Origin of the sequence: uncultured Cetobacterium sp. (genome assembly GCF_945952365.1) — a bacterium.
GTDB lineage: Bacteria > Fusobacteriota > Fusobacteriia > Fusobacteriales > Fusobacteriaceae > Cetobacterium_A.
Genome location: NZ_CAMFHX010000029.1, coordinates 1 through 12,541, shown reverse-complemented (window position 1 = coordinate 12,541; position 12,541 = coordinate 1). Strand labels below are relative to the sequence as shown.

The following is a 12,541-nucleotide window of genomic DNA, read 5'->3' as shown; positions in this document are numbered from 1 at the left end:
AGAATGGATTTTGCAAAAATATTTAGTTTAATCATAACAGCAATTTTTATTCAAAATATAATATTTGCTAAGTTTTTAGGGATATGTCCATTTATGGGTGTTTCTAAGAAAGTTGAGGCATCTATTGGAATGGGAATGGCAGTAACATTCGTTATGTCACTAGCTTCGGGTGTAACTTGGACAATTTATAACTATCTATTAGTTCCTTTAAATTTAGAGTATTTACAAACAATAGCTTTTATTTTAATAATAGCATCTTTAGTACAATTTGTTGAGATGGCAATTCAAAAGACATCACCAAATCTTTATAAAGCGTTAGGAGTATTTCTTCCTTTAATAACAACAAACTGTGCTGTGCTAGGTATAGCTATCTTAAATATTCAACAAGAATATAATTTTATTGAATCAGTTATAAATGGAGCAGCGGTAGCGATTGGATTTACATTAGCTCTAGTTTTATTAGCGGGAATAAGAGAAAGAATAGAGTATGCAGCTATTCCAGGTCCATTTAAAGGAGTTCCGATTGCGTTTATATCAGCAGGACTTTTAGCAATGGCTTTTATGGGATTCAGCGGAATGCAAATATAGTTTGGAGGTAGGTTAATGGAATCAATATTATTTCCTGTTTTATCTTTAGGAGGAACAGGGTTAGCAATGGGACTATTTTTAGCTTATGCTTCTAAAAAATTTGAAGTAAAGGTTGATGAGAAGGTAGAGGCGATTCAAGGAATACTTCCAGGAATAAATTGCGGAGCTTGTGGTTACCCAGGGTGTGCTGGATATGCAGAGGCAATAGCATTAAATGGAGCAGAGATGACAGCTTGTTCACCAGGAGGACCAGCAGTTGCATCAGAGATTGCAAAAGTTATGGGAGCAACTGTAGATTTATCAGGACCTAAAATGGTAGCTAAATTACTATGTCAAGGTGATTGCACAAAAACAACAAAAACATATGAGTTTCAAGGTAAGTTAACAACTTGTGAAGCTATAAACCTATATGCAGGTGGAGATAAATCATGTAAGTTTGGATGTTTAGGATATGGAGATTGTTCTAAAGTTTGTCCAGTTAATGCAATAACAGTTACTGAAAAAGGAATAGTTAATATCGATGAAGAGAAGTGTGTATCTTGTAAAAAATGTGTAAGTACTTGTCCGAAAAGATTGATAGAGATGCTTCCTATGAATAAAAGAGTTACTGTAAATTGTTTATCAAGAGATAAAGGTGTTGTAGCAAGAAAAGCTTGTACAGCTGCTTGTATCGCATGTGGATTATGTCAAAAGGCTTGCCCAGTAGATGCAATTGAAATTAAAAATAATGTAGCAAGAATTAATCCTGAAAAGTGTGTTGAGTGTGGATTATGTGCTGTGAAGTGTCCAACGAAAGCAATCAACAGTGAAGTGAAGGAGATAAAAAAGGCTGAAATAATAGAGGAGAAATGTATAGGTTGTACAGCATGTTCTAGAGTTTGTCCGATGAAGTGTATCGAAGGAGAAGTAAAGCAAAAGCATAAAATTGATCAATCGAAGTGTATAGGTTGTCAACTTTGTTATGATAAATGTAAATTCTCGGCGATAAAAATAAATATTCAAAACAAATAAAAAAGATGAGGGTTCCCTCATCTTTTTTATTACTTAACTGCGATAACTTCTATTTCAACTTTAACATCTCTAGGTAATCTAGCAACCTCAACACATGCTCTAGCAGGTTTAACGTCTCCTAAGTACTCAGAGTATACTTCATTTATAGCAGCAAAATCGTTCATATCTTTAATGAAAACCCCAGCTTTCACAACATCAGTTAATGAGTATCCAGCTTCTTCTAAAATCGCTTTTACATTTTCTAAAGATTGTTTAGTTTGCTCTTTAACATCATCAGAGATAACTGTCATAGTTTCAGGAACAAATGGAATTTGTCCAGAAACATAAAGTGTTCCGTTTACTTCGATAGCTTGAGAATAAGGTCCAATAGCTGCAGGAGCTTTGGCTGTGTTAATAACTCTTTTCATTATAAATACCTCCCAATTAAATTTAGATACGTCAATTCTAACATAAATTTATGACATAAACAACCTATAAAATACTAATTTAAGGGATATTTAAAAAAAGCATTTGTGAAAAAAATAACTTTATTACATAAAAAAATGGTTTGTAGGACTTAACAAAAACTAAACTTATGTAAAGTATAAATTAAATGTGTTAAACGTATATTGAATTGTTTTAAAAATAAACATAAAATTAAAAAAAGTACTTTACTTTTTGTGAAAAGTAGAGTAAAATCACTTTTGTGAGAAAAAAAGTTTAGAGTAACTACTTGTTATTTTTTTAACAAAGTTACAAGGAAAGAGGGAAAATGGAATTATTAAAAGGTTCAGTATTATTATTATTGGTTTTAGCATTCTTTAGTGGTTTTAGTTTAAAAGCACCAAAAGGAATGAAGGCTATGGGTGCTCTAGCAGGAGCAGCAACGGCGAGTTTTCTAGTAGAAGCTTTCCAATTATATGTTGGTGGAGATCTTTTAGGAATTAAGTTTTTAGGAGAAGTTGGATCATCTGCAGGATCAATGGGAGGAGTTGCAGCAGCAATATTAGTACCATTAGCTTTAGGAGTAAGTCCTGTTTATGCAGTTATGTTAGGTGTAGTTTGTGGAGGAATGGGAATCATCCCTGGATTTATCACTGGATACGTAATGTCATTCATCATACCTAAATTAGAGGAGAAAATCCCTGATGGATTAGATTTAATTGTTATTATTTGTTTAGCGGCACCTTTAGGAAGAGGAATTGCACAATTCACTTCACCTGGAGTTACATTTGCTTTAAAAACAATTGGAGATATAATTATAGCGGCTCAATCAGCTAGTCCATATGTAATGTCATTTATCTTAGGAGGAGTTATAACAGTAGTTGCAACAGCTCCAATAAGTTCAATGGCGTTAACAGCAATGTTAGGATTAACTGGTTTACCAATGGCTATAGGAGCTTTATCTGTAATGGCTTCATCATTCATGAACTTCGTGTTCTTCGATAGAATGAAGTTTGGAGATAGATCAACAACGATAGCTGTAGCAATCGAGCCATTAACTCAAGCAGATATCATATCTGCAAACCCAATTCCAGTATTTACAACTAACTTCATAGGTGGAGGAATCGCTGGAATGATCGTTAACTACTTTGGATTAATAAACAATGCTACAGGAACAGCAACACCAATCGCTGGTTTCGCAGTAATGTTTGGATTCAACCCTGCTAAAGAGGTATTAATAACAGCTGGACTATGTGCTGCTGCTGGTATCTTAACAGGATATGTAGGATCAATCGTATTTAAGAACTATAAAATCAAAACTGTATCTGAAATAAGAGGATAATAGTTAATGTGAAAGCTTCGGTCTAACCGGAGCTTTTTTTTATGAAAAATTTGATAAATATTGAAAAATAATGTATACTCATAAAAATGTATAAGAAAATAAAAAGGGGGTAAAAAATGAATACAAAAATAAAAGGAAGTTTTAAAGGCTTAGTTCCTTTCTTAGTTTTCATAGGGTTTTATTTAGGAAGTGGAATCATATTAGACTCAAAAGGAGTAGAGTTAGCATTTTATCAACTTCCTGCACCAGTAGCAATTTTTCCAGCGATAATTGTTGCATTTTTACTTTTTAAAGGAACAATAAAAGAGAAGTTTGAAACTTTTTTAGAGGGATGTGGGCACCAAGATATTATAACGATGTGTGTAATATATCTTTTAGCTGGAGCATTTGCAGTTGTTTCAAAAGGAATGGGAGGAGTGGATTCAACAGTTAATTTAGGATTAACGTATGTTCCTTCACATTATATAGCACCAGGATTATTCCTTATAGCAGGATTTATAGCTACGGCTACAGGAACTTCTGTAGGATCGATAGTATCTTTAGCACCTATAGCAGTTGGATTGGCGGATAAAAGTGGAGTATCAATGCCGTTGGTATTAGCAGCTTTGATGGGTGGAGCTATGTTTGGAGATAACCTTTCAATAATTTCTGATACAACGATAGCTGCAACTAGAACTCAAGGTGTTGAGATGAGAGATAAGTTTAAGGTAAATATTAAAATAGCAGCACCAGCAGCAATTTTAACATTGATATTATTAATTATATTTGGAAAACCAGATGCAACACCTGAAACAGCAATCTATACTTTTAATGTAATAAAAGTTTTACCATACATATTTGTTTTAGTACTTTCTTTAATCGGAATAAATGTTTTTGTTGTTTTAACAGCGGGAATAGGTCTTTCAGGAGCAATTGGGTTATTCTACGGTGATTTTACATGGTTAACTTATGCAAAAGAGATCTATAACGGATTTACAGGAATGACAGAGATATTCTTACTTTCTCTTTTAACTGGTGGATTGGCATCACTTGTTACAAAAGCTGGTGGAGTAGAGTGGATTATGAATACAATAGAGAAGAGAATAAAGGGTGTGAAGAGTGCTCAGATAGGTATGGGATTGTTGGTAACATTAACAGATATGGCTGTAGCAAATAACACTGTAGCGATAATAATAAATGGTCCAATAGCAAAAAAAATATCAGATAAATATGGAGTAGATCCTAAAAAAAGTGCTTCTGTTTTAGATATTTTCTCTTGTATAGCTCAAGGAGCAATTCCTTATGGAGCTCAAATGTTGATAATGCTTAGTTTTGCAGGTGGGAAAGTTTCACCATTTGATATAATTCCTTTATTATGGTATCAAATGATTTTAGCAGCGATAACAATTGGATATATTTTATATAATCCAAAAGAATCTTAATGGGGAAGTAGAAAAATGTCAGTTTCAAAAAATTATTTATACAACGTACTACTTATTATAAGTAATACAATTTTTCCAATAATAACTTTTCCCTATGTGTCTAGAGTTTTGATGCCAGAATATCTAGGGAAAGTTTATTTTGTTCAGGGAGTTGTAGCTTATTTTGTAATAGTGTCAGTATTAGGTGCACCTAATTATGGAATAAAAGAGTTATCTAAAGCTAAAGGAATTGGAGATTGGGTTGAGTTTAAAAAAATCTTTACAGAACTTTTTTTAATGACAATCTTAAGTAGCATTGGTTCTTTGATAGTTCTTTTAATAGCAGTAAAATCTTATGATAAGTTTACAAAAGAAAGTTTAATTTTTTATATTTTTTCAGCTCAGGTTTTATTTGAATGTTTTCATATAAATCACTTTTTCATTGTAATGGAAAATCATAAAAGAAGATTGATACGTTCATTTACAATTAGAATTTTATCTTTAGGGTTTTTATTCTATTTTATAAAAACACCAGATGATTACTATTTATATGCTCTGTTACTTGTTGTTCCAGAGATATTAGCAAGAATAGTAGATGTCTTTAGTGTCAGAAAATATTTTAACTTTAATTTTAAAGAGTTGAATTTTAAAAGACATACAAAAAGCATGTTGATAATATTTCTGTATATATTTACAATAGGAATATATGGTAGTATTGATACTACCATGCTTGGAATAATGATAAATGATACAGAGGTTGGACTATACACAGCAGCAGTTAAAATGTATAAAATGGTTTTACCTGTTATATTGACTTTGGGAACAGTTTTATCACCAAGGATAATAGGAGCTATAAAAAGAAAAGAGAAGGAAAATATTTATAAAAATATAGATGTATTTATGGACTATGCTTTTATAGTTGGAATTCCAGCAACAGTCTTGATGATGATATTGGCAAGGGAGTTTACTTTGCTATTTTCAGGAGAAGGATTTATTGGTTCAATTGAAACGATGATTATAATGTCGCCATGTTTAGTATTTCTAGCTATAGGAACATTTATAGGTGGACAAGTGATGTTACCAAATGATTTAGAAAGAGATATATTGATAATCTCTATAGTTGGAGTATTTTTAAATATTGGATTGAACTATTTTCTAATACCAGTTTATCTAAGAAATGGAGCAGCAATAGCTACATTAGTTACAGAGATTATAATAGCATTAGTTAAAATATATCAAATGAAAAGAATTTATTCTGACTATAAAATTCTGACTAAAGATAGGATTATAACTATGGTTATTGGAGTTTTAATTTCAATAGCTCTTTATTTAAAAATAGATTTAATAAGAGTTTATGGAAATCTATTTACTTTAGTAATTACTCCTATAGTTTATGGAATAATATACTTTATATCTTTAATTTTATTGAAGAATACAAGAGTTTTAATGTGGATAAATTATATAAAAAAAAGATTGCGATAATGCAATCTTTTTTTCTATTTATAAGTTTTTTCTAAATTTTCTTTAAGTGTTGAGATGCTGTTATTGTTTAAATGAACAATTGGAATATTTTGAGTTTTACAAACTTTAGTACAATTATTCAAAAGGTTGTGACTAACTAAGTTAGTAAAAATTATGCACATTTCACAGTTTTTAATTTTTTTACAAAAATTAGGACATTGAGTATTATAAACTTTTCCTTTTAAGTTATAAGATTTTAGTAACTCTAAATACTCTCTTTCTCCTCTTTTTAAACCACCTACAATAGCAACCATGTTTCTCTCCTCCCTTATGAAACTTTGATATGTTCTCTATTCTTAAACTGTATATATCTGTCACACTGTTTTTTTCTGTCGTATCCTAACATGATTCCTAAAATAAAATCCTCTTCAGCAGTATATTCAGATAGATTAGGTTTATTAATTTTTTTTATAACGTTGATACAAGATTCATCTCCAAAGAAGATATTGTATCTACCATTTTTTATTTTATATATTTTATAAGCTATATTTTTAGTGTTAAGTCTATCTTCAACAAATGTCAATAGATCTTCAGAAATAGTATGTAAAATTAGGTTTCTAATTCCTTTTTCAAACTCGTATATATGATGAATAAAAACTTGCATAAACTCCTCCAAAAATTTGATTACTATGATATTATCATAAGATGTTTTAAATGTCAATTATTTTTATTATCAAAGTATTTTATTTAAAAAGAAAAGTGGCTAACCACTTTACTTTTCGAATATTAATTTTTTTATTAGATTTGACATACCATTGTTGTTATTTGAAGTCGAAATAAATTGACAAATCTCTTTAATTTCTGGTTTTGCATTTTCAACACAAGCTGGAAGGCCAGCAACCTTAAGCATAGGTAAGTCATTATAAGAGTCTCCAACAACAATAACTTCCTCTATTTTAATTCCAATTAAATCAACCAATCTCAAAAGAGAGCTTCCCTTATCAACTCCAAGTTTTGTAATCTCAAGGAAAAATGGTTTTGAAATAGCAATAGAAAACTCTTTTTCTAACTCATTTTTTAATTCTTTTTCAACTTTTGATAGATAACTAGGGTCTTCTAGCATGATACATTTTACACAGTCTTTATCGATAGTGGCTTTGAAATTTTTTACTTTTTCAAATGGCATCTTAGTTAAATCAACTTCAACTTCGATGTATGAACTATAGTCTTCAGAGATAATTGTATCTTCTAGGTAAGTTATAATTTCAACATTTTTTCTTTTACTAAAATCATAGAGCTTGTGGATTTCATCAACTGTTAAAGTTTCTTCTAGAATATTTTTATTTGTTTTGCAATCCGTTATAATAGAACCGTTGTACGATAAAATAAAACTTCCATATTTTTCAAGGTGAAGTTCCTTGGCAAGATCTCTCATTGCATATGTAGGCCTTCCTGATGCTAAAACAAATTTAACTCCAGCTTCTTGAGCTTCCATGATGGCCTTTTTATCCTCAGATGAAATTTTACCTTGAGAGTTTAAAAGAGTATCGTCAAGGTCAGTAACAATCATTTTATATTTCATTGTTGTCCTCCCAAATTTTAGTGAATAGTTTAACTCCTTCAAGAAGAACTTTTTCATCAAAATTGAATGTTGAAGAGTGAAGAGGAGAAACAAAGTTTTTTTCCTTATTTTTAGTTCCTAGTAGGAAAAATACAGCAGGAACTTTTTCACCGTAGAAAGCAAAATCTTCTGCTAATGCTAAAGTTTCACCTTCTATAAAGTTAAAATTATTTGAAATATTTAAAAACTTTTTATAAAGTTTAGCATCGTTTATAACTGCTGGATAAAGAATTCTAAATTCATCTTCGACTTTGATATTAAATGCTAATTCAGTTCCTCTATGAATATCTTTCATTCTATTTATGATGTTTTCAGTATCCTCTTGTGAATACGCTCTAATTGTACCATGGAAATCTACAGAGTTAGGAATAATATTTCTAACAGTTCCACCATTAAATTTTCCAACAGTTATAACACCTGCACTGAATGGAGAAAGATTTCTAGAGATTATAGTTTGGTAAGAATCTATTATTTTCGTAAAAGGTATTAGGGGATCATTTGTTTTGTGTGGCATTCCACCGTGTCCACCTTTGGCTATAATTTTACAATCAAACTCTGTTGCTTGAGCAAAAAAAGGACCAGCTTTAGTTGAAACAGTTCCTTCTTCTAAGTCTGGGAAAAGATGGAATGAGTAGATCTCTTTTACTCTATATTTTTCTAATAAACCAGCTTCACAAATAAATTTTGCTCCACCAGGTCCCTCCTCAGCGGGTTGGAATATTAAAAGAGTACTAATACTTTTATTTTTAATAGTAGTTAGATACTCAGCAAAACCTAAGAGAGCAGCAGTATGCCCATCATGTCCGCATGCGTGCATAAAGCCAGAGTGCTTTGATGAAAATTCACAGGTATTTTCCTCTTGAATAGAAAGAGCATCTATATCAGCTCTAAAAGCTTTACAATACTCTGAATTTCCAGGAATGAAAATATAAACTCCTGTTTCGCAGATTATGTTGGGACTGTAACCCATAGCTGTAAGAGTTTCAATTATATATTTTTGAGTTTTGAACTCTTTAAAACCAATTTCTGGAATTTGATGTAAATCTCTTCTGTATTTAGTAATGCTATTTAATAGAAAATTCATGGTAACCTCCTAAAGAATAATTAATTAATAATATTCTTTTTTTTTTATAAAAACAAATTTTTAAAATAATAATTCATATTTTAAGAACTTTATAAGTATAAAATTATATTAAAATATTTACTTATTTAAAGTTTATATGAACAAAAAAAATAAGAAATTGATAAATTTAAAATCATGATTAAAAGAAGTAAAATATATATAAAAACTTTGAGAGGTGCATAGTGATGAGAGTTGTTTTAAAGTATGGAGGAAGTTCGGTTGCTACTTTGGAAAAGATAGAAAAAATAGCAAATTATATAAAGAGTTTAAAAGAAAAAGTTGAAGAAATTGTTATAGTTGTTTCAGCAATGGGAAAAACAACGGATGAGTTATTGAAAAAAGCTCAATATTTTTCATCAACACCAAACAAAAGAGAGCTTGATATGCTTATAAGTACAGGAGAGCAACAAAGCATTGCACTATTATCTTTAGCTTTGAATTCAATTGGATGTGAAGCAGTCTCTTATACGGGGTATCAAATAGGATTAAAAACAAATGGAGAACATGGCGATAGTGAAATAATAAGTTTAGATACAGAGCTTTTAGAAAAAAACTTAAAAAGTAATAAAGTAGTTATAGTTGCAGGATTTCAGGGAGTTAATGAAATTGGAGATATAACAACATTAGGAAGAGGAGGTTCTGATACGACGGCAGTAGCTCTTGCAGGTTTTTTAAAGTGTGAATGTAAAATATATACAGATGTAGATGGGGTTTATACAGAGGATCCTAGAAAAAGTAATACAGCTAAGAAGATTTCTAAAATCTCTTATGATGATATGGAAAAGATGTCAAGAAACGGTGCTAAAGTTATGGAGACAAGAGCTGTAATGATAGGAAAAAAATATGGTGTTTCTATTTTTGTTGGAGAAAGCTTAGGAAGTGATAATGGAACTTATATAATGGACTAGAAAAAATAGTCTTTGTAAGCTAAAGTTATTAAAAATAAGTAGAATATAAAAAATCTTAAAAAATGAATTGAATTTTTTGAAACTAACCTATAATATAGAAGGAACATTTTCAAATTATAAATTTAGTAGTGGAGGGTAGCATATGTTTAAAGGATCAGGAGTAGCACTTATTACACCATTTAATGAAGATATGAGTGTAAACTATTTAGAGATATCAAAATTAGTAGAATATCATTGTGCAAATAGCACAGATGCTCTAATAATATTAGGAACAACAGGAGAAGCGAGTACACTTACAGATGATGAAAAAATAAAAATTGTTGAAACTGTTTTAGATGTAAATAAAAAAAGGCTACCTATAATTGTTGGTGCTGGTAGTAATAATACAAAGCAAGCGATTGAAATGTCTAAAAAGTATGAAAGCATGGGAGTTGATGGTTTATTATTGGTAACTCCTTATTATAATAAAGGAAATGAAGATGGAATTTATAAGCATTTTATATCAATAGCTGAATTTGTGAAATTACCAATTATGCTTTATAACGTGCCTGGAAGAACAGGAGTTAATCTATCTTTAGGATTATTAAAAAAATTGGCAAAACAAAAAAATATAGTTGCAATAAAAGAAGCTAGTGGAGACATATCATATGCATGTGAAATTGCAAGATTAGTTCCCGAATTAGAGATATATTCAGGAAATGACGATATGACAGTTCCTTTAATGTCAATAGGTGCAGTAGGAACAGTTTCTGTTCTAGCAAATATAGAACCTAAAGTAGTTCATAATATGGTTTATAGTTTTTTAAATGGGGATGTAAATGAAGCTAGAAGGCTTCAACTGAAATACAATGGATTAGTAAAATCACTATTTGTAGAAGTTAATCCAATTCCAGTGAAAAAAGCTATGAATATTTTAGGGATGAATGTTGGTGGATGTCGTTTACCATTAGGAGAGTTAGAACAAAAGAGTATAGAGATACTGAAAAAAGAGTTAGCAGAAGTTGGTGAAGAGATTTGAAAATAGCTATGCATGGAACAGGAGCTATGGGAAGAACTATAAAAGAGTTAGGCGGAGAAAAAATAGTAGCTTTTGTTGATAATATAGAAGAGATAAAAAAAGATGAAGAAATTGATGTTGTAATCGATTTTTCACATTTTAGTAAATTAAATAGCTTAATAGATTCTTGTGTTGAGAGAAAATATCCTTTAGTAATAGCTACAACAGGATATACAGGCGAGACTTTAGAAAAGCTTTTAGCAGCCTCAAAGCATATTCCAATTTTATTATCTTCAAATACATCTTTGGGAGTGAATGCAATGAATGGAGTTTTAAAAACTTTAACACCAAAGTTAGAAGGTAACTTCGATATAGAGATAATAGAGAAACATCATAATAAAAAGATAGATTCACCAAGTGGAACAGCAATAACTCTTTTAGATACTATACAGAAAGCTTTAACAGAAAAATATAATGTAATTTACGGTAGAGAAGGAGTGGCTAAAAGAGAGGTTAAAGAGATTGGAGTTCATGCTATTAGAGGTGGAACTATAGTAGGAGAACATACAGTTATTTTTGCAGGAGAGGATGAGATTATTGAAATTACTCATAAAGCTCTCTCGAAAAAAATATTTGCTGTAGGAGCTTTGAAATGTGCTGAATTTATAAAAGGTAAACAAGCAAGACTATATACAATGGAAGATATTTTTCAATAAAAATTAGGAGGTATTACAAAGATGAGATTAGAAACAGCTGAGGAATTGATAAGTTTTATAAAAAATTCTAAAAAGAAAACATTAAGTAAAGTTTATATAAATGGAAGTGTTAATTTTGAAAATGATGGAATATTTACTTTTAAAGGTGAAGAGGGAGTTATTTTAATAGGGGATTGGCAAGAAATCTCAATTATATTAGAAGCAAATAAAGAAACTATAAAAAATTATTTTGTTGAGAATGTAGCAAGAAATTCAGGTGTACCTTTATTAGATACAAAAGCTATAAATGCAAGAATTGAGCCAGGAGCAATAATAAGAGATAAAGTTAAGATAGGAGATAACGCTGTTATAATGATGGGAGCTGTTATAAATATTGGTGCTGAAATTGGTGAAGGTACTATGATAGATATGAACGCTGTTTTAGGTGGAAGAGCTATTGTAGGAAAAAGATGTCATGTAGGTGCAGGAACGGTTTTAGCAGGAGTAATAGAACCTCCATCAGCCCAGCCTGTAATAGTTGAAGATGATGTTATGATAGGAGCTAATGCTGTTGTAATAGAAGGAGTTAGAATTGGAAAAGGTTCAGTGGTAGCAGCTGGTGCTATAGTTTTAGAAGATGTTCCTGCTGGTGCAGTAGTAGCAGGAAATCCAGCTAAAGTTGTAAAATTAAAAGATGAAAAAACAAGTGAAAAGACTAAACTTGTTGATGATCTTAGAAAATAGATAGATGTAGACTTAATGCAGCAGAATCAATGGGTTATGCTGCATTATTTTTTGTTTTAAAAATAAAAAATAAAAAAACTTTAAAAAAAATAAAAAAAGTTGTTGACGAACTTTAAATTTTGTGGTACTATTATATTTGTCAGCGGGAAACACCGCAGACGAAAGAAAAGAATAAGGACATTAACAACCGAATAGAGAAAATAGTCAGAAGTTATGAAAATAACAGAA

General features: G+C 30.5%; 14 protein-coding genes. 9 read left to right on the top strand and 5 right to left on the bottom strand.

Annotated elements, in window-relative coordinates:
* The first annotated feature begins 3 nt into the window (after positions 1-3).
* Both rsxA and Q0O83_RS09745 read left to right on the top strand, forming a co-directional pair.
* Positions 4-588: an electron transport complex subunit RsxA gene (rsxA, locus tag Q0O83_RS09750; RefSeq protein ID WP_294096619.1), complete on the top strand. Its 585-nt coding sequence runs from the start codon at positions 4-6 to the stop codon at positions 586-588.
* Positions 589-603: 15 nt separating this feature from the next.
* Entirely contained in the window at positions 604-1,599 is a 996-nt protein-coding gene (locus tag Q0O83_RS09745; protein ID WP_294096618.1) for an RnfABCDGE type electron transport complex subunit B, read from the top strand.
* Positions 1,600-1,628: 29 nt separating this feature from the next.
* Here Q0O83_RS09745 and Q0O83_RS09740 read toward each other — a convergent pair whose 3' ends face one another.
* A complete protein-coding gene (locus Q0O83_RS09740) occupies positions 1,629-2,006 on the bottom strand; it encodes a RidA family protein (RefSeq protein WP_047384568.1) in 378 nt (125 codons plus the stop codon).
* Positions 2,007-2,350: 344 nt separating this feature from the next.
* On the opposite strand from Q0O83_RS09740, the gene Q0O83_RS09735 reads away from it, so the two are divergent.
* The 3 genes from Q0O83_RS09735 to Q0O83_RS09725 all read left to right on the top strand — a co-directional run bounded on the left by Q0O83_RS09735 (position 2,351) and on the right by Q0O83_RS09725 (position 6,246).
* Positions 2,351-3,364, top strand: coding sequence for a PTS sugar transporter subunit IIC (locus tag Q0O83_RS09735; RefSeq protein WP_294096614.1), 1,014 nt, complete (start codon positions 2,351-2,353; stop codon positions 3,362-3,364).
* A 116-nt stretch (positions 3,365-3,480) separates the two neighbouring features.
* Positions 3,481-4,785, top strand: a complete 1,305-nt coding sequence (locus Q0O83_RS09730) for a Na+/H+ antiporter NhaC family protein (protein ID WP_294096612.1) — start codon at positions 3,481-3,483, stop codon at positions 4,783-4,785.
* A 15-nt stretch (positions 4,786-4,800) separates the two neighbouring features.
* On the top strand, positions 4,801-6,246 hold the full coding sequence (locus tag Q0O83_RS09725) for a flippase (protein WP_294096609.1): 1,446 nt from the start codon (positions 4,801-4,803) through the stop codon (positions 6,244-6,246).
* A gap of 14 nt (positions 6,247-6,260) precedes the next feature.
* On the opposite strand, the gene Q0O83_RS09720 is transcribed toward Q0O83_RS09725, so the two are convergent.
* The 4 genes from Q0O83_RS09720 to Q0O83_RS09705 all read right to left on the bottom strand — a co-directional run bounded on the left by Q0O83_RS09720 (position 6,261) and on the right by Q0O83_RS09705 (position 8,930).
* Positions 6,261-6,539, bottom strand: a complete 279-nt coding sequence (locus Q0O83_RS09720) for a DUF2325 domain-containing protein (RefSeq protein WP_294096607.1) — start codon at positions 6,537-6,539, stop codon at positions 6,261-6,263.
* A gap of 14 nt (positions 6,540-6,553) precedes the next feature.
* On the bottom strand, positions 6,554-6,889 hold the full coding sequence (locus Q0O83_RS09715; protein WP_294096605.1) for a DUF2023 family protein: 336 nt from the start codon (positions 6,887-6,889) through the stop codon (positions 6,554-6,556).
* 108 nt (positions 6,890-6,997) lie between these two features.
* Positions 6,998-7,807 (bottom strand): Cof-type HAD-IIB family hydrolase, encoded by an 810-nt coding sequence (locus Q0O83_RS09710; protein ID WP_294096603.1) that lies wholly within the window; start codon positions 7,805-7,807, stop codon positions 6,998-7,000.
* On the bottom strand, positions 7,797-8,930 hold the full coding sequence (locus tag Q0O83_RS09705; protein WP_294096601.1) for a M20 family metallopeptidase: 1,134 nt from the start codon (positions 8,928-8,930) through the stop codon (positions 7,797-7,799). The genes Q0O83_RS09710 and Q0O83_RS09705 overlap by 11 nt, the downstream gene beginning before the upstream one ends.
* Positions 8,931-9,154: 224 nt before the next feature.
* On the opposite strand from Q0O83_RS09705, the gene Q0O83_RS09700 reads away from it, so the two are divergent.
* From Q0O83_RS09700 to dapD, 4 genes are all read left to right on the top strand, one after another.
* Positions 9,155-9,877 (top strand): hypothetical protein, encoded by a 723-nt coding sequence (locus tag Q0O83_RS09700; RefSeq protein ID WP_294096659.1) that lies wholly within the window; start codon positions 9,155-9,157, stop codon positions 9,875-9,877.
* A gap of 142 nt (positions 9,878-10,019) precedes the next feature.
* Positions 10,020-10,895, top strand: coding sequence for a 4-hydroxy-tetrahydrodipicolinate synthase (gene dapA, locus Q0O83_RS09695; protein WP_294096599.1), 876 nt, complete (start codon positions 10,020-10,022; stop codon positions 10,893-10,895).
* The gene (gene dapB / locus Q0O83_RS09690; RefSeq protein WP_294096597.1) at positions 10,892-11,590 is read left to right on the top strand and encodes a 4-hydroxy-tetrahydrodipicolinate reductase; all 699 of its coding nucleotides are present in this window, start codon (positions 10,892-10,894) and stop codon (positions 11,588-11,590) included. The genes dapA and dapB overlap by 4 nt, the downstream gene beginning before the upstream one ends.
* A gap of 21 nt (positions 11,591-11,611) precedes the next feature.
* On the top strand, positions 11,612-12,313 hold the full coding sequence (gene dapD, locus Q0O83_RS09685; protein WP_294096595.1) for a 2,3,4,5-tetrahydropyridine-2,6-dicarboxylate N-acetyltransferase: 702 nt from the start codon (positions 11,612-11,614) through the stop codon (positions 12,311-12,313).
* Positions 12,314-12,541 lie beyond the last annotated feature (228 nt).